Source organism: Massilia forsythiae, assembly GCF_012849555.1.
Lineage (GTDB): Bacteria > Pseudomonadota > Gammaproteobacteria > Burkholderiales > Burkholderiaceae_D > Telluria > Telluria forsythiae.
In genome coordinates this window covers 1,566,214-1,587,477 of record NZ_CP051685.1, presented here as the reverse complement: position 1 = coordinate 1,587,477, position 21,264 = coordinate 1,566,214, and the positions used below count along the sequence as shown (strand labels likewise).

Annotated in this window: 15 protein-coding genes and 3 tRNA genes; 14 read left to right on the top strand and 4 right to left on the bottom strand. The window is 66.8% G+C overall.

The genetic code is table 11. The annotated features are described in order from the left end of the window. The first annotated feature begins 136 nt into the window (after nt 1-136). The 5 genes from HH212_RS06785 to HH212_RS06765 all read left to right on the top strand — a co-directional run bounded on the left by HH212_RS06785 (nt 137) and on the right by HH212_RS06765 (nt 9,886). Nucleotides 137-3,715 (top strand): indolepyruvate ferredoxin oxidoreductase family protein, encoded by a 3,579-nt coding sequence (locus tag HH212_RS06785; protein ID WP_169434716.1) that lies wholly within the window; start codon nt 137-139, stop codon nt 3,713-3,715. A gap of 76 nt (nt 3,716-3,791) precedes the next feature. Beyond that, entirely contained in the window at nt 3,792-5,378 is a 1,587-nt protein-coding gene (locus HH212_RS06780; protein WP_169434715.1) for a S41 family peptidase, read from the top strand. Between the two features lie 239 nt (nt 5,379-5,617). Next, a complete protein-coding gene (locus HH212_RS06775) occupies nt 5,618-7,378 on the top strand; it encodes a M14 family metallopeptidase (protein WP_169434714.1) in 1,761 nt (586 codons plus the stop codon). A gap of 246 nt (nt 7,379-7,624) precedes the next feature. Then, a complete protein-coding gene (locus tag HH212_RS06770) occupies nt 7,625-8,635 on the top strand; it encodes an O-antigen ligase family protein (RefSeq protein ID WP_169434713.1) in 1,011 nt (336 codons plus the stop codon). A 366-nt stretch (nt 8,636-9,001) separates the two neighbouring features. Further along, on the top strand, nt 9,002-9,886 hold the full coding sequence (locus HH212_RS06765; protein ID WP_169434712.1) for a glycosyltransferase family 2 protein: 885 nt from the start codon (nt 9,002-9,004) through the stop codon (nt 9,884-9,886). Nucleotides 9,887-9,904: 18 nt separating this feature from the next. On the opposite strand, the gene HH212_RS06760 is transcribed toward HH212_RS06765, so the two are convergent. The 4 genes from HH212_RS06760 to HH212_RS06745 form a co-directional block, all read right to left on the bottom strand. Continuing rightward, nucleotides 9,905-11,188 (bottom strand): sugar MFS transporter, encoded by a 1,284-nt coding sequence (locus HH212_RS06760; protein ID WP_169434711.1) that lies wholly within the window; start codon nt 11,186-11,188, stop codon nt 9,905-9,907. Between the two features lie 224 nt (nt 11,189-11,412). Continuing rightward, nucleotides 11,413-12,372, bottom strand: coding sequence for a tRNA 2-thiocytidine(32) synthetase TtcA (ttcA, locus tag HH212_RS06755; protein WP_169434710.1), 960 nt, complete (start codon nt 12,370-12,372; stop codon nt 11,413-11,415). Then, complete coding sequence (locus HH212_RS06750) at nt 12,369-12,767, bottom strand: dihydroneopterin aldolase (protein WP_169434709.1); 399 nt, start codon at nt 12,765-12,767, stop codon at nt 12,369-12,371. Before HH212_RS06750 ends, ttcA begins: the two co-directional genes overlap by 4 nt. Before the next feature lie 16 nt (nt 12,768-12,783). Further along, nucleotides 12,784-13,575 carry an SDR family oxidoreductase gene (locus tag HH212_RS06745; RefSeq protein ID WP_169434708.1) on the bottom strand — a complete coding sequence of 264 codons (792 nt, stop codon included), beginning with the start codon at nt 13,573-13,575 and terminating at the stop codon, nt 12,784-12,786. A 56-nt stretch (nt 13,576-13,631) separates the two neighbouring features. Between HH212_RS06745 and HH212_RS06740 the strand changes: the two genes are divergently transcribed. The 9 genes from HH212_RS06740 (at nt 13,632) to tuf (ending at nt 21,242) form a co-directional block, all read left to right on the top strand. Further along, a complete protein-coding gene (locus HH212_RS06740; protein WP_169434707.1) occupies nt 13,632-14,780 on the top strand; it encodes a class I SAM-dependent methyltransferase in 1,149 nt (382 codons plus the stop codon). 177 nt (nt 14,781-14,957) lie between these two features. Next, complete coding sequence (locus tag HH212_RS06735) at nt 14,958-15,938, top strand: J domain-containing protein (RefSeq protein WP_169434706.1); 981 nt, start codon at nt 14,958-14,960, stop codon at nt 15,936-15,938. A 170-nt stretch (nt 15,939-16,108) separates the two neighbouring features. Further along, nucleotides 16,109-17,785: a tetratricopeptide repeat-containing response regulator gene (locus HH212_RS06730; RefSeq protein WP_169434705.1), complete on the top strand. Its 1,677-nt coding sequence runs from the start codon at nt 16,109-16,111 to the stop codon at nt 17,783-17,785. Then, the gene (locus HH212_RS06725) at nt 17,782-19,050 is read left to right on the top strand and encodes an HDOD domain-containing protein (RefSeq protein ID WP_229217609.1); all 1,269 of its coding nucleotides are present in this window, start codon (nt 17,782-17,784) and stop codon (nt 19,048-19,050) included. The genes HH212_RS06730 and HH212_RS06725 overlap by 4 nt, the downstream gene beginning before the upstream one ends. Further along, nucleotides 18,996-19,424 (top strand): hypothetical protein, encoded by a 429-nt coding sequence (locus HH212_RS27245; RefSeq protein WP_229217608.1) that lies wholly within the window; start codon nt 18,996-18,998, stop codon nt 19,422-19,424. The genes HH212_RS06725 and HH212_RS27245 overlap by 55 nt, the downstream gene beginning before the upstream one ends. Before the next feature lie 244 nt (nt 19,425-19,668). Further along, nucleotides 19,669-19,753: transfer RNA gene (locus tag HH212_RS06720), tRNA-Tyr, on the top strand. Nucleotides 19,754-19,809: 56 nt separating this feature from the next. Next, nucleotides 19,810-19,883 (top strand) — tRNA-Gly (locus HH212_RS06715). 11 nt (nt 19,884-19,894) lie between these two features. Further along, a tRNA-Thr gene (locus HH212_RS06710) sits at nt 19,895-19,969 on the top strand. Nucleotides 19,970-20,051: 82 nt separating this feature from the next. Continuing rightward, complete coding sequence (gene tuf, locus HH212_RS06705) at nt 20,052-21,242, top strand: elongation factor Tu (RefSeq protein WP_169434704.1); 1,191 nt, start codon at nt 20,052-20,054, stop codon at nt 21,240-21,242. The last annotated feature ends 22 nt before the right edge of the window (nt 21,243-21,264 follow it).

Sequence of the window (21,264 nt, the reverse complement as noted above, 5' to 3'; positions counted from 1 at the left end):
GATCCGGTGTGCCGCAATTTTATTGCGCAAATCGCGACGTGTGGGGAATTGATTGAAATTTACTGCTTGGTGGGGAGGTCTATACTGGCTCGCATAACGACGCGATACGCGCAAGATAAGACAACGGAGACATGCAATGAACGCACCCCTGGACCCGAGCCAGCTGGAACCGGCACAGCCGCAGCACGACATCACCCTCGACGACAAATGGACGCTCGAGCGCGGCCGCGCCTTCATGACCGGCACGCAGGCGCTGATCCGCCTGCCGATGCTGCAGCGCGAGCGCGATGTCAAGGCCGGCCTGAACACCGCCGGCTACATCAGCGGCTACCGCGGCTCGCCGGTCACGCAGGTCGACCAGACCGCCTGGAAAGCGAAAAAGCACCTGGAAGCGCACCACGTGCACTTTCACCCAGGCATGAACGAAGATCTGGCCGCCACCGCGGTGTGGGGCACCCAGCAGACCAATTTGTTCAAGGACGCCAAATACGACGGCGTGTTCGCCATGTGGTACGGCAAGGGGCCGGGCGTGGACCGTTGCGGCGATGTGTTCAAGCACGGCAACAATGCGGGTTCCGCCAAGCATGGTGGCGTGATCGTGCTGGCCGGCGACGACCATGCCGCCAAGTCCTCGTCCACCGCGCACCAGTCGGACCACATCCTGCACCACGTCGGCATGCCGGTGCTGTTCCCGTCGTCGGTGCAGGAATACATCGACTACGGCCTGCACGCCTGGGCCATGAGCCGCTACAGCGGCCTGTGGGTATCGATGAAGTGCGTCACCGACATCATCGAATCCGGCGCCGTGGTCGACCTCGACCCGGACCGGGTGCAGACGATCATCCCGGCCGACTTCGAGATGCCGCCGGGCGGCCTGAACATCCGCTGGCCGGACGCCGTGCTGGACCAGGAAGTGCGGATGAACAACTATAAATGGTACGCGGCGCTGGCCTACGCGCGCGCCAACAAGCTGAACAAGATCATCTGGGACAGCCCGGCGCCCAAGATCGGCATCATCACCGCCGGCAAGAGTTATCTCGACACGCGCCAGGCGCTGGCCGACCTCGGCATCGACGAGCAGGCGGCGCGCGAGATCGGCTTGCGTGTCTATAAAGTCGGCATGACCTGGCCGCTGGACTCGGTCGGCGTGCACGAATTCGCGCGCGGCCTGGACGAGATCCTGGTGGTCGAGGAAAAGCGGCAGGTGCTGGAATACGCGCTCAAGGAAGAGCTGTACAACCTGCCGGACGGCGAGCGCCCGCGCGTGGTCGGTAAATTCGACGACAGCGGCGAATGGAGCGTCAAGAGCCGTTCCGGCCAGGGCGACTGGCTGCTGCCCGGCACCTACGAACTGAACCCGGCCCAGATCGCGCGGGCCATCGCCTCGCGCATCTCGCATTACTGCGCCGGCCATCCGGTGGCCGAACGCGTGCGCGAACGCATCGCCTTCCTCGAAGCCAAGGAACTGGTGCTGAAGAGCATTCCGGCCAAGGCCAATCCGGACACCGACCGCATCCCCTATTTTTGCTCCGGTTGCCCGCACAACAGCTCGACCAAGGTGCCGGAAGGCTCGCGCGCGCTGGCCGGCATCGGCTGCCATTACATGGTGCTGTGGATGGACCGCGAGACCTCGACCTTTACCCACATGGGCGCGGAAGGCACGACCTGGATCGGGCAAGCGCCGTTCACCGACGAAAAGCACGTGTTCGCCAACCTGGGCGACGGCACCTATTTCCATTCCGGCGTGCTGGCGATCCGCGCCTCGGTGGCGGCCAGGGTCAACATCACCTATAAAATCCTGTACAACGATGCCGTCGCGATGACCGGCGGCCAGACCCACGACGGTCCGCTCGATCCGGGCAAAATCAGCCGCCAGCTGGCGGCCGAGGGCGTCAAGCCCATCGTCGTCGTCACCGACGAACCGGATAAATATCCGGCCGATTATCCGTGGGCCGAGGGCGTGACCGTGCGCCACCGCGCCGACCTGATGGACGTGCAGAGGGAGCTGCGCGAGGTCTCCGGCGTGTCGGCCATGATCTACGACCAGACCTGCGCCTCCGAGAAGCGCCGCCGTCGTAAGGCGAGCGCGAACGGAGCGCTTGCCGGCGGATATCCCGACCCGGCCAAGCGCGCCGTGATCAACGAGGCCGTGTGCGAGGGCTGCGGCGATTGCTCCAAGCAATCGAACTGCCTGTCGGTGGAACCGCTGGAAACGGAACTGGGACGCAAGCGCCAGATCAACCAGTCGTCCTGCAACAAGGATTTTTCCTGCGTCAGCGGGTTTTGCCCGAGCTTCGTCACGGTCGAGGGCGGCGCGCTCAAGAAGCCGAAGAAACCGGCTGCCACGCAAGCCGCGCCGCCGGCGCTGCCGATGCCGCGCATCCCGGCGACGATGGAACCGTTCGGCATCCTGGTGACCGGCATCGGCGGCACCGGCGTGGTGACGGTCGGCCAGATCCTGGCGGTGGCCGCCCACGTCGAAGGCAAGGGCGCGCTGGTACTGGACATGAGCGGCCTGGCGCAGAAGGGCGGCCCGGTGATGTCGCACGTGCGCCTGGCGGACAGGCAGCAAGACCTGCACTCGACCCGCGTCGGCACCGGCAGCGCCGACCTGGTGATCGGCTGCGACCAGATCGTCACCGCCAGCCGCGACGCGCTGTCGCGCATGGGAGAAGGGCGCACCTGGGCCGTGGTGAACGCCAGCGGCGCCACCACCGCCGCCTTCATCAAGAACCCGGACTGGCAATTCCCGGCCGAAGGCTCGCGCGGCGCCATCGTGCAGGCCTGCGGTGCCGGCAACGTCGACTTCATCGACGCCGGCCAGATCGCCACCGGCCTGATGGGCGACGCCATCGCCACCAACATGTTCATGCTGGGCTATGCGTTCCAGAAGGGCCACGTGCCGCTGCGGGAAGCCTCGATCATGAAGGCGATCGAGTTGAACGCGGTGTCGGTGGCCTTCAACAAGGCCGCCTTCGAGTGGGGCCGCACGGCGGCGCACGACCCGGCCGCGGTGGCGCGCCTGACCACGCCGGCCAAGGTGATCGAGTTCAAGCGGCCGCAAGGACTGGACGACCTGATCAAGCGCCGCGTGGAACTGTTGAGCGCTTATCAGAATGCGGATTACGCCGCCGATTACCGCCGCTTCGTCGACGGGGTGCGCGCCATGGAAGGCCGGCTCGGCCAGGGCACGCGCCTGACCGAGGCGGTGGCGCACTACCTGTACAAGCTGATGGCCTACAAGGACGAATACGAAGTGGCGCGCCTGTACACCGATCCGGCCTTCATGGACAAGATCGACGCCATGTTCGAAGGCGACACCACCATCAAGTTCCACCTGGCGCCGCCGCTGTTCGCCAGGAAGGACAAGGACGGCCACCTGGTGAAGCAGGAATTCGGCCCGTGGATGATGAAGGCCTTCAAGGTGCTGGCCAAAATGAAGGGCTTGCGCGGCACCGCGTTCGATCCGTTCGGCCACAGCGCCGAGCGCAAGACCGAACGCGCATTGATCGGCGAATACCGCCGTACGGTCGAGTCGCTGCTGCCGGGCCTGAGCGCGGACCGGCTGGCGCAGGCGGTGGCGATCGCCAGCATCCCGGAAGACATCCGCGGCTACGGCCATGTGAAGGAACGCCACCTGGCGGCGGCCAAGCGCAAGGAAGCGGATTTATTGGCCGCCTTCCACGCGCCGGGAGCGACGCCGCACGCCGCCTGACGGCGCCCCTGTCGCGCCGTTCCAACTGTTACAGTTGGTTGCATTTCGGGCCAAGGCGAGGTCTATAATCGATTGCATGACCTCGCCATTCGCCATCTCGCCGTTCGCCAGCGGTCGTGCGACCGCCGTTTCCCGCCTGGCCGCCTGCGCCGCCGCCGTCCTGCTGAGCGCCTGTGGCGGCGGTGGGGGCGGCTCGTCCGGCAGTGCGTCCGCCGTCGGCACCACGCCGGTCGCCACGACCACGCCGGCCACACCCAGCACGCCGGGCACCACCACGCGCACCCCGGACATCATCCCGACCGATTTCACGAATTACCAGAACCTGTGCGCGGCGCCGCGCACCGGTGTCGACAGCAATGGCCTGACCTACCCGGACCGCCAGGGCACGCTGCTGGACGAGCTGAAATTCCTGCGCGGCTGGGCCGACCGCTACTACCTCTGGTACAACGAAATCCCGAACGATTTCTATATGGCGGATTTCACCAATACGCTGGATTATTTCGCCAAGCTGAAGACCCCGGCCCTGACCGCGTCCGGCAAGCCCAAGGACCAGTTCCATTTCACCTACACCACGGCCGAGTGGAACGCGCTCAGCACGGCCGGCGAGGAAGTCGGCTATGGCGTCACCTGGTCGCGCAGCAGCACCACCGCCCCGCGTACCTGGCTGGCGACGATCGTCGAGCCGGGTTCGCCGGCCGCTGCCGCCGGCATCCGGCGCGGCGACATGCTGACCGCGGTGGACGGCATCGACTTCGTCAACACCAGCGACAAGCCGGGCGTGGCCGCGATCAACGCCGGCCTGTTCCCCGAGCACGCCGGCGAGACCCACAAATTGAGCATCCAGCGCGCCGGCGCCACCTTCGACGTCACCATCAACGCCAGCGTGGTCAGCAGCGCCTCGGTAAAGAGCGCCAAGGTGATCGACACCGCCACCGGCAAGATCGGCTACCTGAGTTTCGAAGACCACAACGCGGTGGCCGAGAAACAGCTGATCGACACGTTCACGACGTTCCGCAACCAGGGCGTGACCGACCTGGTGCTCGACATGCGCTACAACGGCGGCGGCCTGCTCTACATCGCCAGCGAGCTGGGCTACATGATCGCCGGCCCGTCGTCGGCCAGCAAGACGTTCGAGCGTCCGGTGTACAACAGCAAGACCGCGCCGCAGTCGGCGATCCCGTTCCGCAACACGGCCTACGGTTTCGCCTCGCCGAACCCGGTACCGGCAGGGCAGGCGCTGCCTTACCTGAACCTGAAGCACGTCACCGTGCTGACCACGGCGGGCACCTGCTCGGCCAGCGAAGCGGTGATCAACGGCCTGCGCGGCATCGACGTCGACGTCACCATCATCGGCGCCGCCACCTGCGGCAAGCCCTACGGTTTCACGCCGGTCGACAATTGCGGCACCACCTATTTCTCGATCGAGTTCCAGGGCGTCAACGCCAAGGGCTTCGGCGACTACGCCGACGGTTTCGCGCCGACCTGCACCGTGGCCGACGATTTGTCGCACGCGATCGGCGACACCGGCGAGGGCTTGCTGGCCGCGGCGCTGGCCTACCGCACCGGCAACACCTGCCCGACCTCGCGCGCGCGCGCCGTGCCGATGGAACTGGTGCGCTCGCAGGCGAAGGAAATCGCGGTGCTGCCGCGGGTGCGCCAGTAATGTTGCAGTAGCAGTGCGTTACCATGTGAACGGCGCATGCGTATAGCCGTCGTCCCCGCGCAGGCGGGGACCCATGCTGAGCATCAAAAGCCAATACGTCGAAAGCAACGTGAATGCCTTCAAGACGCTGACCCTGGATCCTCAACATGGGTTCCCGCCTGCGCGGGAACGACGGATTCTTTTCACCTGCAGTCTATAATTTCCGGCTCGTATCTTCCCCACCTGCCGGAGCTTCCCCGATGATTCGTTCTGCGTTACTGCTGGCCCTGCTGTCCGCCATTCCCCTGTCGCACGCCGCCCCCGACCTGGTCACCGCGTCGGAGCGCTCCGGCTTCACCGCCACCGGCCGCTACGACGAAGTCGTCAAGCTGTGCGGCGCTTTCCAGCAAGCCTATCCGAAGCAGGTGAAATGCTTCCAGTTCGGCACGACCCCGGAAGGGCGGCCGATGCTGGCGCTGGCGGTGAACGCCGACGGCGTGTTCACGCCCGCGCAGGCGGCCAGGCGCGGCCTGCCGGTGACGCTGATCCAGGGCGGCATCCACGCCGGCGAGATCGACGGCAAGGATGCCGGCTTCCTGGCGCTGCGCGAAATGCTGGAAGGCCGCGTGGCGCCGGGCGTGCTGGGCAAGCAGGTCTTCCTGTTCGTGCCGGTGTTCAACGTCGACGGCCACGAGCGCTTCGCCAAGTGGAACCGTCCCAACCAGCGCGGCCCGGTCGAGATGGGCTGGCGCACCACCGCCCAGAATTTCAACCTGAACCGCGACTACGTGAAAGCCGACGCGCCCGAGATGCAGGCGATGCTGGCCCTGGTCAACGCCTGGGACCCGCTCACCTACGTCGACCTGCACGTCACCGACGGCGCCATGTTCCAGCACGACGTCTCGATCCAGGTCGAGCCGGTGTATTCGGGCGATGCGGCATTCCGCCAGGCCGGCCTGGCGCTGCGCGCCGGCGTGATCGGCGACATCACCAAGCAGGGTTCGTCGCCGCAGTCCTATTACATGTCGTTCAAGGAGACCGACGATCCGGCCTCCGGCTTCGTCGACAGCGTGTCCGAGCCGCGCTTCTCGACCGGCTATTTTCAATTGCGCAACCGCATGGCGATGCTGGTCGAGACCCATTCCTGGAAGGATTACCCGACCCGCGTGCGCGTGACCCACAATGCCGTGGTGTCGGTGCTGCAGCAGGTGGCCCGGCACGGCCAGCAATGGCAGCAGGCGGCGCGCGACGCCGACGACCGGGCCCGGCATTTGGCCGGCCAGCCGGTGGCGCTGACCTATCGCACCACGGACAAGACCACGATGGTCGATTTCCAGGGCTATGCCTATACGCGCACCCTGTCCGACGTGTCCGGCATGCTGATGACGCGCTACGACGAAAGCAAGCCGCAGGTGTGGCACGTGCCGCTGCGCGACGAGGTCGTGGAAGACCTGCGCGTGAACGCGCCGGGCGCCGGCTACGTGGTGCCGGCGGCCTATGCGCAGATGGTGTCCGCCAAGCTGGTCCAGCACGGCATCGCCTACCGCACGCTGGACAAGGCGGTCGGCGCCGCCGATGTCGAAACCTTCCGCGCCGACAAGGCGACGTTCGCGCCTGGTTCCTTCGAATCGCACCAGCGCCTGACGGTACAGGGCAGCTGGAAACAGGAAGCGCGGGCGCTGGCCAAGGGCGCGCTGTTCGTGCCGATCGCGCAACCCAAGGCGCGCCTGGTGATGGCGCTGTTCGAGCCGCAGGCGCCGGATTCGCTGCTGGCCTGGGGCGAATTCAACAACGCCTTCGAGCGCAAGGAGTACATGGAAGAGTACGTGGCCGAGGATGTCGCGCGCGCGCAGATGGCGCGCGATCCGGCGCTGGCCGCCGAGTTCCGCCGCAAGGTCGAGACCGACGCCGCGTTCGCCAAGAACCCGCATGCGCGCCTGGAATTCTTTGCGCGCCGCCATGCTTCGTGGGACGAGCGCCTCAACCTGTATCCGGTGATGCGCGCCAACACGGCATTCTGATCGCCTGGCGCCGCGCGTCTGGTCCGCGCCGGCGTCCGATGGCTGCAACGCCGCACAGCACGGCGGCGGCGCCGGATCGCGCCATCGCAAACCCGCATCGGTTCCGCTGCGCAGCCGCCCAGGGCGGCGCTAGACTGTGTCCATGGTGCGCCGGCGCCGCGTGCATGCCGCATCGACGGCATGCCGCGGATGGCCGGCGCGGCCGCGTCGCTTCGACGCATCGATGGCGCAGCGTCACCTCTTCCCATGCATCGTCTTGCCGATTGGCGCAGCGAATATGTCCGGGATGTCCGGCAAGCCTGGGCGGCGGCGCTGGTGCTGCTGTTTCCGTTGCCGAGCCTGGTGTCCGGCTTCGGGATCGGCCTGGCCGGCTTCCTGTTCCTCGCCACCGCCCTGTGCTGGTGGCGCGCCGGCTGGCGCCTGCTGCGCGCGCACTGGCCACGCACGCGCTGGGTGCTGCTGGCTTTCCTGGTCCATTTCGCCCTGGCCGCGCTGCTGGCGCTCGCCCGCGGCGAGGGCGCCGCGGCGCTGGAGACGCCGGCGCGCATGTGCCTGATGGCGGCCGCCATGCTGGTGGTGCAGGTGGCGCGCCCGGCGCTGCGCGCGCTGTGGCTGGGCGCGGCCGGCGGCGCGCTGGGCGGCCTGGCCTTCGCCGGCTGGCAACGCTTCGCGCCCGGCTGGGCGCAGCCCGGCGGCCTGATGGATCCGAGCATGTTCGGCGACCTGTCGCTGTGCCTGGCCCTGCTGGCGCTGGCCGGCGCCGCCCATGCCGGCACGCCGCTGCTGCGCCGCATCGCCATGGCCGGCGTGGCGGCCGGGCTGGCGGCGTCGCTGCTGGCCGGCAGCGGCGACGCGCGGCCGGCGCTGGCCGCCAGTCCGGCGCCGACGCACCTGCACAACGACGCGCTGCAGGCGCTGGTCACGCGCGGCGTGCCGGGGCTGCTGGCCTGGAGCGCGACCCTGCTGGCGCCGCTGGCTTTTTTCGCGGGACGGCTGCGCCGGACGCGCAGGGGCGGCGCGCAGCGGGCGGCGGCTGTGGCCGGGCTGTCGCTGGTGCTGGCCTACGCCGGTTTCAGCCTGGCGGAGGCGATTTTCCGGTCGATGCAGGCCAGCCTGTTCTACGCATTGACGGTATTCCTGCTGATGGGCTGGTGCCTGAGCAGCGAATACGTCCATCCGGCGCCGGACGAGGGCGCTGCGGCGCGCGTCCGGGGTGCGGGCCTGCGCACGGCGCCGCCGACGGCACGCCGGCGCTAAGAACCTATCTCAGTAGGGAACCGGTCGTTGCTGACGCGCTTGACAAGCGGGTGCTGCGTTGCTCGTCGTTGCATGGCTCGCCATGCGCCTCCTCGTGCCTTGCCCGCGCTTGCCAAGCATCGCCTACGCGCATGTCGTCATCAACTTCCCTCTCCCTACTGGGATAGGTTCTAAGCGGCGTACCAACTGATCTTGCACAACCCCGCGCGATTGCGCTGCAACCGCCGAGCAGCGCGGCGGCTCTGAGTTCATGTGCAGCAGCGCGAGGACAGCGATGAACGGACAGGCGAAGCGATATCCGGCGCAATATCCAGAGCGATATCCGGAACGATACCCGGACCGGCGCCACGTGCGCCGGCCGGCATCATGAATGCGGCCGCCGGCGCGCGCAGCAGCTGCTGCGTCGTCTGCTATCACGACCGGCCGGAACGGATCGAACGGCTGCTGGCCAGCGTCACCACCGGCAGGCCGGGCATGCTGGTGTATGTGATCGACAATTCGCGCACCGATGCCCTGCGTTCGCTGGCGCAGCGCTTCGGCGCGCTGTACCGGCACCAGCCGGACAATCCCGGCTATGCGCGCGCGCACAACGGCGCCTTGCGCGCCGCGGCGGACGCCGGCAGCAGCTACCACCTGGTGCTCAATCCGGACATCCAGCTGCCGCTGGACGGCATCGGCAAGCTGCTGGCCTACATGGAGCAGCATCCCGAGGCGGGCCTGGTGGCGCCGCGCGTGCATTATCCGGACGGCAGCCTGCAGCCGCTGTGCAAGCTGCTGCCGCATCCGCTCGAACTGCTGGTGCGCCGTTTCTTTCCGCTGCTGCACCGCTCCAGCGGGCGGCGGGCACGCTACGAACTGCACGGCAGCGGTTACAGCCGGGTGATGGAGGTGCCGGCCTTGTCCGGCTGCTGCATGCTGATGCGGGTCGAGACGGTGCTGCGCGCCGGCCTGTTCGACGAGCGCTTCTTCCTGTACTTCGAGGATGTCGACCTGTCGCGCCGCATCGGGCGCATCGCGCGCACCGTGTTCGTGCCGCACGTGGCCATCGTGCACGACGACGCGCGCGGTTCGTACCGCAGCTGGCGCCTGTTCTGGCACCACCTGGTGTCGGCCGCGCGCTATTTCAACAAGTGGGGCTGGCTGCGCGACGAGGAGCGCGACCGCATCAATGCGCAGGCGCTGCGCGCCTACGACCAGGCGCGCGGCCGGGCGCAGGGCGCCGGCGCGCCCGGCACCGATTTGGCGCCATGAGCGGCCCCATGCGCAGTGTCAGCAGCGCTGCAGCGGACGGCGCGCGTACCAGCCGAACAGCAGGATCAGCAGGTAGCACACGGCCGGCACCGCCAGGGAAATGCGCAGGCCGGAAGCGTCGGCCACGTAGCCGGTCAGCAGCGGCACGATGGCGCCGCCGACGATGGCCATGCAGATCAGGCCCGAGCCGTCGGCGGCGCGCTCGCCCAGGCCTTCCGAGGCCAGCGTGAAAATGGTGGGAAACATGATGGAATTGACCAGGCCAATGGCCAGCAAGCTCCAGCCCGAGACGGCGCCGCTGCCGGTGCCGGCGACCAGCAGCAGCAGCGCGGCGATGGCGCCGACCGCGGCCAGCACCTTGCCCGGCGAGCACACGCGCAGCACGTAGGCGCCCAGGAAGCGCCCGACCATGGCGCCGCCCCAGTACAGCGGCACGTGCTTGCCGGCAGCTTCCGCGCCCAGTCCCAGCACGTCCGATTGCATCAGGTAGTTCACGATCAGCGAGCCGACCGCGACTTCGGCGCCGACGTACAGGAAGATGCACAGTGCGCCGAAGGCGAAGCGCGGCTGGCGCAGCAGTTGCAGGGCGTCCAGCAAATCGCCCTGGCCGCCGGTGTGTTCGGCCAGGCGGTTGCGGTTCATCCAGACCAGGCCGGCGACGATGGCCAGCGCGATCGCCAGGCCGATATAGGTATGCACCACCACTTGGCTCTCGGCGGCGCGGTAGGCGGCCAGCTCGGCCGCGTTCAAGGCAGTCTGGTCGACGTGGGCGAGCGAGCCCAGGATCAGGATCGCGCCGACGTAGGGGAACACCGTGGTGCCGAGCGAATTGAAGGCTTGCGCGAAGGTCAGGCGGCTGGACGCGGTGGCGGGCGCACCCAGCATCGAGATCAGCGGGTTGGCCACCACCTGCACGATGGTGATGCCGGCGGCCAGCACGAACAGCGCCAGCAGGAAGGTGGCGAACATGCCGGACGACGAGGCCGGGATGAACAGCAGGCAGCCGAGCGTCATGGTCAGCAAACCGGCCACGGCGGTGCGCATGTAGCCGAAGCGGCGCACGATGGCGGCGGCCGGCAGCGAGACGATGAAATAGGCAGCGAAGAAGGCCGATTGCACCAGCATGGCCTGGGCATAGCTGAGGGTGAACAGATCCTTCAGCTTGGGAATGATCACGTCGTTCAGGCTGGTGATGCCGCCGAAGATGAAGAACAGCGCGAACACGAACACGCGCAGGCTGGCGACGTTCGCGGGCGTGGAAGAGGCGGCGCCGGCAGGGGCGGCGGATTGGCCGATTTGCATGAAAGGTCCAGGTAAGTGACGCGATGAGTCGGCCCGGCCAGGCGAACTGCCGAGTCAAGTAGCAATATTACATCGGTTTACCTGGAAAAAGGCAGCTGGTGCCGGGCTCGACACGAAAAATGGAATCGTTTCCATTGCGTCGATGAAACTGAACTACAAAAAGTCGTGCGCTGTTACCGGCAGGCGCACCTTGCATGCGCGGCGCCTGCCGGAAAAGCCCGTGCTTACACGGCTTGCAGCGGAATCGTGCCCGATGGCGTGGACGGCGTCGAGCACGGTTCCTCGTCGAAGGCGATGTCGCCGTCCGGGTTGGCGATGCCGTCGGTGGTCAAGCCCGTGAAACCGAACAGGTCGCGGTCCATCAGGTGCGACGGCACCACCGTCGACAGGGCGGAAAAGATGTTCTCGACGCGGCCCGGGTGCTTCTTTTCCCAGTCGCGCATCAAGGCCTTGATCTGTTTTCTCTGCAGGTTTTCCTGCGAGCCGCACAGGTCGCACGGAATGATCGGGAAGCCTTTCACTTCGGCGTAGCGCTCGGTGTCCGCTTCCTTCACGTAGGCGAGCGGGCGGATCACCATGTGCTTGCCGTCGTCGGACACCAGCTTGGCCGGCATGCCCTTGATCTTCGCGCCGAAGAACATGTTCAGGAAAAAGGTTTCGAGAATATCGTCGCGGTGGTGGCCGAGGGCGATCTTGTTGCAGCCGAGCTCGTCGGCAACGCGGTACAGGATGCCGCGCCGCAGCCTGGAGCAGAGCGAGCACGTGGTCTTGCCTTCCGGGATCAGGCGCTTGACGATGCTGTAGGTGTCCTGGTTCTCGATGTGGTAGGGCACGCCCAGCTTGTCCAGGTAGGCCGGCAATACCTCGGGCGGGAAATTCGGCTGCTTCTGGTCGAGGTTGACGGCCACCAGCTCGAACCCGATCGGTGCGCGCTCGCGCAGCGTCATCAGGATGTCGAGCAGGGCGTAGCTGTCCTTGCCGCCGGACAGGCAGACCATCACCTTGTCGCCATCCTCGATCATGTTGAAATCGCCGATCGCCTGGCCGACCAGGCGGCACAGGCGTTTATGGAGCTTGTTGTTCTCGTAGGCGCGCTTGTCGCCTTGCTTGTCGCCCGATCCGGCCGAGGCGGCCACTGCAACCTCGTCCAGCGCATCGGCGCGCGCCATCGTCACTTCGTTCATGCTTCATCCTTGATCTGGAATACTTCGACGCCGACGCCTTCGCAGTCGGGATACACGTCCGGCTTCATGGTCGACACGCTCGCGGCGCGCACGCGCGGGTGCGCCAGCATCGCCTTGACCACGTCGTCGCACAGGGTTTCCTGCAGCTGCACGTGGCCCTGCGCCATGCGCCTGGCGATGGTGTCGCGCATGAAGTCGTAGTCGACCACTTCGTGCAACTGGTCGTCCTTGGGGGTCGACTGCGCCAGCGGAATGTACAGGTCGACATTGATCAGGACGCGTTGCTCGCCCTTCTTCTCGAAGTCGTGCACGCCGATGTTGATCATGACTTCGTAATTGCGCAGGAACAGCCGGCGGCAATCGCGCAGCTGCGGGTGGGACAGGGCGGACAACATAGGAAACTCCAGGAGACTACTGATTGGTTAAAAACATCACGTCGCGCCGCAGCGGCACCAGGTGCTGGCCGCCGTCGACCAGCAGCGTGGTGCCGGTCAGCGCCGTGGCGCCGGCCGCGTAGCAGACCGCATCGACGATGTCCTGCGGGGTGGACGAGCGGCCCAGCGGCGTCGCCGTGTGCGCCTGTGCAAAGCCGTCCTCGGTCTGGTCGCCCGAGACCATGGTGATGCCGGGCGCCACGCCGACCACGCGCAGCCGCGGCGCCAGCGCCTGGGCCAGCAGCGTGGTGGCGGTGTGCAGCGCCGCCTTCGACAGCGTGTACGACAAAAAATCCGGGTTCAAATTGTACAGTTTCTGGTCCAGCAGGTTGACGACCACGGCCCGGCCATCCGGTGCGGTCAGGGCGTGCAGTTCCTGCGCAAGCAGCAGCGGCGCCGCCACGTTGCACTGCATGTGCGTCGCCAGCAGGCCCGGTGAAAAATCGTCGGGCTTGTCGTATTCGAACAACGAGGCGTTGTTGACGATGCAATCCAGGCGGCCCAACGACTGCAGCACGCGCGCCGGCATGGCGCGCACCGCGGCGCCGTCGGACAGGTCGGCGTGCACGGCCACGGCGCGCCGGCCCAGCGCGTGGATGGCATCCGCCACCTCGTGCGCTTCCTGCTCGGAACGGCGGTAATGGACGGCGACGTCCCAGCCGGCCTGCGCCATGCCGAGCGCGATGGCGCGGCCGATACGGCGGCCGGCGCCGGTCACCAGCGCCACCCGCGCGCCTTGTGGATGATGGGTCGAAGTCGTGTCTGTCATGTCGTCTGGGTTGCGCCTGGGCCGGGAGCGGCGCCAATCTTCGCTACAATGGCCGGATGTCCCTACCCGCACCGAACAGCGACGCGCTGGCCGCGTCCACTGCCCTGCAGCGCCTCATCGCTGCCGAGATCGCCGAACAAGGCGGCGCCATTCCTTTCTCGCGCTTCATGGAGCTGGCGCTGTATGCGCCCGGCCTGGGCTACTACAGCGGCGGCGCGGCCAAGCTCGGCAAGGATGGCGATTTCACCACCGCGCCCGAGATCAGCCCGCTGTACGGCGCCACGCTGGCGCGCGCGGCCGCCGCTATTATGGCGCAAAGTGGTCCCGACATCATCGAATTCGGGGCCGGCACCGGCAAGCTGGCGCACGACGTGCTGGGCGCGCTGGACGCCCTGGGCGTCGCGGTCGAGAGTTATACCATCATCGAATTGTCGGGCGAATTGCGCGCGCGCCAGCAGCAGGCGCTGGCCGCCTTCCCGCAGGTGCGCTGGGTCGACGCCTTGCCGAACGGCTTTCGCGGCGTGGTGCTGGCCAACGAAGTGCTGGACGCGATGCCGGTCGAACTGGCGGTCAAGGACGGCACGCAATGGCGCCGGCGCATGGTCACCGTCGCCGACGGCGCCTTCGCCTTCGTCGACCGCGAAGCGGATGCCGCGCTGCTGGAACAGGTGGCGCGCCAGGTGCCGGGCGCGGACGATTTGCAGGATGGCTACCTGACCGAGTTGCACCCGGTCGCGTCCGGCTTCATGCGCTCGCTGGCCGGCGTGTTCGATGGCGGCAAGGGCGCCGCCATTCTGGTCGACTACGGTTTTCCGGCGCACGAATACTATTTCGACGAGCGCAGCGGCGGCACCCTGATGTGCCATTACCGCCACCATGCGCACCCCGATCCGTTCTATCTGCCCGGCTTGCAGGACATCACCGCGCACGTCGACTTCACCGCGATGGCGTTGGCCGCCCAGGGCGCCGGGCTGGACGTGCTGGCCTACATGAGCCAGGCCCACTTCCTGCTAGCGGCCGGCATCGGCAGCCTGCTGCTGGAAACCGACCCCGAGGATGCGCTGCGCTACCTGCCGCAATCGAAGGCCGTGCAAAAACTGGTGTCGCCGGCCGAGATGGGAGAATTGTTCAAGGTGCTGGTGGTCGGACGCGGCGTCGCGCTCGATCCGGCCATCGGACAAGCGGACCGCAGCCACCGTCTGTAGCATATTGGCATCTTGCATCCAGGATACAAACCCGGCTATGCTGTATCCGGCATGGCGCATGGAAAGGCTGTCGGGACAGGGCATCCACGCGTCGCGATTGCGCTACTATTGAGTGATCGACAAGCCGGCGGCGCCCTGGGCCACGCCGGCAATCCGCGCTGACAGACTGCATCCCCCATGGCCAAGATCCACACCCACTATGACAACCTGAAAGTGTCGCGCCACGCGCCGCAGGAAGTCATTCGCGCGGCCTACAAGGCCTTGAGCCAGAAATACCATCCGGATAAAAACCAGGGCGACGAGCGGGCGGCGCGCATCATGGCGATCGTCAACACCGCCTACAACATCCTGTCGGACCCGGTACGACGCAAGGAACACGACGACTGGATCGCCTCGGAAGAGTGGGAAGTCGAATGGCTGGAAAGCACCCATGGCGACGAGGGGCGCGAACGCACGCGCGCCGATGCGCAATGGGAACCGCGCCAGGTGGCGCCGCCGCCGCGCTGGCGTTTCATTCGCCAGCCGCAATGGTGGGGCGGCATGCTGGCCTGTTTCGCCGGCGGCGCGGCGCTGGTATTCTTCCTGCTCGATCCGCCCAGGGTATTGCCGTCGGCGCTGGCCTGGGGCGGCAAGCCGCCGGCCGCATCGATCAGCGAGAGTACCGACCGCGCCAGCCAGGCACCGGCCGGCCAGCGCGTCGATGCCGGCGCCGACGGCTGGGCGCGCCCGGCCGGCCAATCCGACGCGCCGCCGGATGTCAAAGCGCTGGCCGTGACCCAGCTGGTGGTGCCGCAGCGCGCCCCGGATTGCGATACCGACCTGCAGAGCCAGCTGTCGCCGAACGGCGATCCGTGGCCGGCCCAGTCCGGCTACATCGACGGTTATCCGATCGGCAACCAGGGCGAAGAGATGCAGGTGCTGGTCGACAACAGCGGCAATCCTTCTCCGGTGCTGGTCAAGCTCTACGACCTCGACCGGCACTCCAACGTCCGTCACGCCTACGTGTCCGGCCGTACCAAGTTCCTGATCGACCGCCTGGCGGCCGGCAAGTACGAGGTGCGCTACCAAAACATCCTGGTCGGCGGCGCCCGCGCCGACTGCACCGGCGGCCGCCATTTGTCGCTGAACGAGACTGCGGCGCACGACGCCGGCGGCTGAATCGCACTGGCATGCACCGGCGCGAAACCGGTGTGGTTTTTCGCGACAATTTGCTGAAAAACAGTTTCCGGCAATCAAGTATTTTGTTCGCTGGGCGTAATATACTCGGAAGACATTGCGGGCCGATGCAGCCCGCGGAGCCAACGCAGGCAGAAAAGGCGCACCGGGATATGAACGAACTCGAGGGACTCAACGCACTGATCGTCGAGCCGCACGCCGGCATGCGCGCGATGATCCACAACATGCTGGCGATGTGCGGCTTGACCAGGGTCGACCATGCCGGCAGTTCCAACCAGGCGGTCAAGCACATCGGCGGCAAACACTACGACCTGATCCTGTGCGAATACGCGCTCGAAGGTGGCCAGGACGGCCAGCAATTGCTGGAAGACGTGCGCCACCACAAGCTGATGCGCCTGTCGACCATGTTCTTCATGGTCACGGCCGAAGGCGATTACGGCAAGGTCGTCAGCGCCGCAGAACTCGGTCCCACCGACTATATCCTGAAACCGTTCACGGCCGACCGCCTGCTCGAGCGCATCGCGCGTGCGCTCGACAAGAGAAGCGTGTTCCTGCCGGTGTACCAGTTGATGGAAGCCGGCAACCAGCGCGACGCCATCGATGCCTGCCTGGACGGGGAAGCGCGCCATGTGCGCTACCTGACCGACTTCATGCGCCTGCGCGCCGAGTTGCACATGTTCCTGGGCGAACCGGAGCAGGCCGAGCCGATCTACCGCAAGCTGATCGAGACCAAGGCCATCGCCTGGGCGCGCCTGGGATTGGCCAAGACGCTGTTCCTGCGCGAGCGCTACGGCGACGCCCAGGACATCCTGGAAAACCTGGTCGACACGAATAAAAACTTCGTCGACGCCTACGACTGGCTGGCGCGCACCCACGAGGCGGTCGGCGCGCTGGACAAGGCGCAGGCGGTGCTGACCGAGGCGGTGGGCGTGTCGCCGCACGCGGTGCGGCGCCTGCGCAAGCTGGGAGAAACCGCGCTCGAAGCGGGCGACAACGACACCGCCGAAAAGATCCTGAAGCAGGTCGTGAGCAAGGCCAAATACTCGGAGTTCCGCGATCCGCAAGACCACGTGCGCCTGGTGCAGAGCCTGGTACGCAAGGGCGATCCGGTGCAGGCCGCGGCCGTGATCCGCGACCTCGACAAATCGATGGCGTTCCAGAAGCACACCGGCGTGTGCAGCGCGATCGCCTCCAGCATGGTGCATGAGTACACCGGCAACGAGGCGCGCCTGAACGAAGCCTTGAGCACGGCACTGGCCGGCAGCCGCGACGCGCCCGAGCTGCGCGCCGAACTCAAGCTGGAGCTGGCGCGGGTGGCGATCGAGAACCGCATGGAAGAGGGCGCCGCCGAGGTGGTGCGCGAAGTCATGCGCAATGCCGGCAACAACGCGGCCATGGCGCGCGCGATGGCGGTGTTCGAAAACGCCGGGCACAAGGAACTGGCGCAGAAGCTGGCCGTGGAGAGCCGCCAGCAGGTGGTCGACCTGGTCGCCGGCGGCGCCGCGCGCGCGCGCGAAGGCGATTTCAAGGGCGCGGTAACGCTGATGCAGGAAGCGGCGAATCAATTGCCGGACAACCCGCAGGTGGTGTTCAACGCCGCCCTGGCGGTGCTGAAATGCCTGGACCACGGCGGCTGGGACGAGCGCCTCGGCCAGCAGGCGCTCGGGTATATCGCCGGGGTGCGGCGCCTGGACCCGGTCAACGCCAAGCTGCCGGCGCTGGCGGCGCTGCACCGGCAGATCCTCGACAAGTACGGCAAGGGACCGCGCCGCGTGCACGGCGCGCTCCCGGGCGGCGCCTTCGCTATCGTCGCCGGTGCGGCGCGATGAGCGCGGCCCTGCCGTTCATGCCGGGCGCTACGCCGGGCGTCGCCACGCCGGGCGTCGCCACGCCGGGCGTCGCCACGCCGGGTTTCGCTGCGCCGGGCGCCGCTCCGGAAGGCCGGCGCGTGCGCACCGCGCTGCTGAACAAGGTGTGCGGCGAAGAAGACATGTTCGCCCTCGGCAGCGCGGTCGCGCGCGTGGTCAGCATGGCGTCGTCGGACGACCAGGGCACCCACGATCTGGCCTATTACGTGCTGTCCGACGTGGCGCTGACCCAGCGCATCCTGCGCCTGGCGAATACCGTCAAGTACCGTGCCGGGTCCGGCACCGCGGTCACGACCATTTCGCGCGCCATTGCGCTGCTCGGCTTCGACAACGTCAAGACCACGGCGTTGGCGATGCTGCTGGTCGACACCCTGGGCTGCAGCGAGCACGTCTACAGCGTGCGCGCTGAACTGGAAATCGCCCTGTGCGCCAGCCTGGTTGGCCGCGAGATGGCGCGCCACAGCTTTTATCAGGGCGCCGAGGAAGCGGCGATCGGGGCGCTGTTCAAGAACCTGGGGCCGTTGCTGGTGGCGTCCCACGAGCACGAGCGCTACCGCGAGATCGCGGCGCTGGCCGCCAGCGGCAAGCACACGCTGGCGCAGTCGGCGCAGATGATCCTCGGCTGCAGCTACGACGCCCTGTCGGAAGCGGTGCTGGACGAATGGAAGATCCCGGACGTGATCGCGCGCGCCCAGCGGCCAATGCCGGAGGGGCCGTTGAAGCTGGCGCTGAACCGCGCCGAGTGGATGCGCCAGGTGGCCTCGTTCAGCCTGGATGCGGCGCGCCTGCTGGCGCACGGCGCCGCTGCCGCCGGCGGCGCGGCAGTCCAGGCCTTGCTGGCGCGCTACGGCGGCGCGCTGAACCTGGATGGCGGCCAGCTCGACGAGTTGCTGGGGGTAGCGGCACGCGAACTGGCCGGCCTGTTGCAGAGCATGAACCTGGCGCCGCTGGCGCGCCCGCAGCCGGCAGCGGCGGAGCAAGAAACGGGCGGCCTGCCCGGCGTGCTGCTGCTGGCCGCGCTCGGCGCCGGGGAAGAGCAGGGCGCCTGGCCGAGCGGCAAGCCGCGCAACGCGCGCGCATTGCTGCTGGCAGGGGTGCAGGACGTGACCCAGATGCGCGCCGCCCACCAGGGCGGTGCGCACCAGGGGCAGGTAACGACCTGGTGCGCGCCGTGCTGGAAACGCTGTACACGGCGCTGGGTTTCCGTTTCGCCACGGTGGCGCTGAAAGACGTCAAGGGCGGCCAGTACCGCGCCCGCGCGGCCTTCGGCGCCGACCAGGCGCGGCGCCAGGCCGGCTTCGCCTTCCCGCTACCGTCGCGGCGCGACCTGTTCCACCTGGCCATGGAAAACGACGCCGACCTGATGATCGCCGATGCCGCCGGTCCCAAGATCCGCGACCTGCTGCCGGCATGGCACCGCGAACTGCTGCCGGATGCCAGGAGTTTCATCGTGCTGCCGCTGGTGCTGGGCAAGGTGCAACTGGGTCTGTTCTATGCCGACCGCACCGAGACGGCGCCGGAGGGCGTGCCGCCGGACGAGACCGCCCTGATCAAGGCGCTCAAGGGGCAGGTGCTGGCGGCGCTGCGTAGCGGGAGCTGACGCTTCCATACGGCGGCGGCAGGGCAGGACGCGGACTGGCCCGTTCGCGCCAATCGCGCTTTTTGCGGATCTTTTTTAAATTTCTTGCAGTTCCTGAAAAAACGCCCTTGCGGACTTGCAGTCGGGTCGCTACAATCACGCCCCGAAGCAACGACACAATGTGATCTAGATCAGCAAGCAAGTAGTAATAGCGGATCTAGTTGACAGAAGTTTGTTCCTGCTTCACACTCTGCGGTTCTTCGCGGGTGGGGTGGCCGAGTGGTTAAAGGCAGCAGACTGTAAATCTGCCCTCTCTGAGTACGCTGGTTCGAATCCAGCCCCCACCACCAATTAGCGTGGATCGTGAAGTCGAATCGAATAGAAGTGAGTTGAAGAAGTGCCTCGTGCGGGTGTAGCTCAATGGTAGAGCTGAAGCCTTCCAAGCTTATGACGAGGGTTCGATTCCCTTCACCCGCTCCAGTTTCACATCAGCCCTTGTAGCTCAGTGGTAGAGCACTCCCTTGGTAAGGGAGAGGCCACGTGTTCAATCCACGTCAAGGGCACCAGAATTCAAAACGGCAGTCGCAGCACTTGACCGTCAGGCGTGCCTGGTAATTTCAAACATCGTTAGGTTCTTAGGAGTCAAGAATGGCAAAAGGTAAATTCGAACGGACCAAGCCGCACGTCAACGTCGGCACCATCGGTCACGTTGACCACGGCAAAACCACCCTGACGGCGGCGATCGCTACCGTCCTGTCGAAGAAATTCGGCGGCGAAGCCAAGGCCTACGACCAGATCGACGCGGCTCCGGAAGAAAAAGCACGCGGCATCACCATCAATACCGCCCACGTCGAGTACGAGACCGCAGCGCGCCACTACGCGCACGTCGACTGCCCGGGCCACGCCGACTACATCAAGAACATGATCACCGGTGCCGCCCAGATGGACGGCGCGATCCTGGTGTGCTCGGCCGCCGACGGCCCGATGCCGCAGACCCGCGAGCACATCCTGCTGGCGCGTCAGGTTGGCGTTCCGTACATCATCGTGTTCCTGAACAAGTGCGACCTGGTCGACGACGCGGAACTGCTGGAACTGGTCGAAATGGAAGTGCGCGAGCTGCTCTCGAAGTACGAGTTCCCGGGCGACGACCTGCCGATCATCAAGGGTTCGGCACGTATGGCGCTGGAAGGCGCAGCCGGCGAAATGGGCGAAGAGTGCATCATCCGCCTGGCCGAAGCACTGGACACCTACATCCCGACCCCGGAACGTGCCGTCGACGGTACCTTCCTGATGCCGGTGGAAGACGTGTTCTCGATCTCGGGCCGCGGCACCGTGGTGACCGGCCGTGTCGAGCGTGGCGTGATCAAGGTCGGCGAAGAGATCGAGATCGTCGGTATCGTCGACACCGTCAAGACCACCTGCACCGGCGTGGAAATGTTCCGCAAGCTGCTGGACCAGGGCCAAGCCGGCGACAACGTCGGTCTGCTGCTGCGCGGCACCAAGCGTGAAGACGTCCAGCGCGGCCAGGTCCTGGCCAAGCCGGGCTCGATCAAGCCACACAACCACTTCACCGGCGAGATCTACGTTCTGTCGAAAGACGAAGGCGGCCGTCACACCCCGTTCTTCAACAACTACCGTCCGCAGTTCTACTTCCGTACGACTGACGTGACCGGTTCGATCGAACTGCCGGCCGACAAGGAAATGGTCATGCCGGGCGACAACGTGTCGATCACCGTCAAGCTGATCAGCCCGATCGCGATGGAAGAAGGCCTGCGTTTCGCGATCCGTGAAGGCGGCCGTACCGTCGGCGCCGGCGTGGTTGCCAAGATCATCGCCTAATAAGTAGTACCCGGCCCGTCCT

Excerpts from the sequence above, each read along its gene's own strand:
- HH212_RS06785 (WP_169434716.1), top strand. The coding sequence starts at position 137 with ATGAACGCACCCCTGGACCCGAGCCAGCTGGAACCGGCACAGCCGCAG.
- HH212_RS06780 (WP_169434715.1), top strand. The coding sequence starts at position 3,792 with ATGACCTCGCCATTCGCCATCTCGCCGTTCGCCAGCGGTCGTGCGACC.
- HH212_RS06775 (WP_169434714.1), top strand. The coding sequence starts at position 5,618 with ATGATTCGTTCTGCGTTACTGCTGGCCCTGCTGTCCGCCATTCCCCTG.
- HH212_RS06770 (WP_169434713.1), top strand. The coding sequence starts at position 7,625 with ATGCATCGTCTTGCCGATTGGCGCAGCGAATATGTCCGGGATGTCCGG.
- HH212_RS06765 (WP_169434712.1), top strand. The coding sequence starts at position 9,002 with ATGAATGCGGCCGCCGGCGCGCGCAGCAGCTGCTGCGTCGTCTGCTAT.
- HH212_RS06760 (WP_169434711.1), bottom strand. The coding sequence starts at position 11,188 with ATGCAAATCGGCCAATCCGCCGCCCCTGCCGGCGCCGCCTCTTCCACG.
- ttcA (WP_169434710.1), bottom strand. The coding sequence starts at position 12,372 with ATGAACGAAGTGACGATGGCGCGCGCCGATGCGCTGGACGAGGTTGCA.
- HH212_RS06750 (WP_169434709.1), bottom strand. The coding sequence starts at position 12,767 with ATGTTGTCCGCCCTGTCCCACCCGCAGCTGCGCGATTGCCGCCGGCTG.
- HH212_RS06745 (WP_169434708.1), bottom strand. The coding sequence starts at position 13,575 with ATGACAGACACGACTTCGACCCATCATCCACAAGGCGCGCGGGTGGCG.
- HH212_RS06740 (WP_169434707.1), top strand. The coding sequence starts at position 13,632 with ATGTCCCTACCCGCACCGAACAGCGACGCGCTGGCCGCGTCCACTGCC.
- HH212_RS06735 (WP_169434706.1), top strand. The coding sequence starts at position 14,958 with ATGGCCAAGATCCACACCCACTATGACAACCTGAAAGTGTCGCGCCAC.
- HH212_RS06730 (WP_169434705.1), top strand. The coding sequence starts at position 16,109 with ATGAACGAACTCGAGGGACTCAACGCACTGATCGTCGAGCCGCACGCC.
- HH212_RS06725 (WP_229217609.1), top strand. The coding sequence starts at position 17,782 with ATGAGCGCGGCCCTGCCGTTCATGCCGGGCGCTACGCCGGGCGTCGCC.
- tuf (WP_169434704.1), top strand. The coding sequence starts at position 20,052 with ATGGCAAAAGGTAAATTCGAACGGACCAAGCCGCACGTCAACGTCGGC.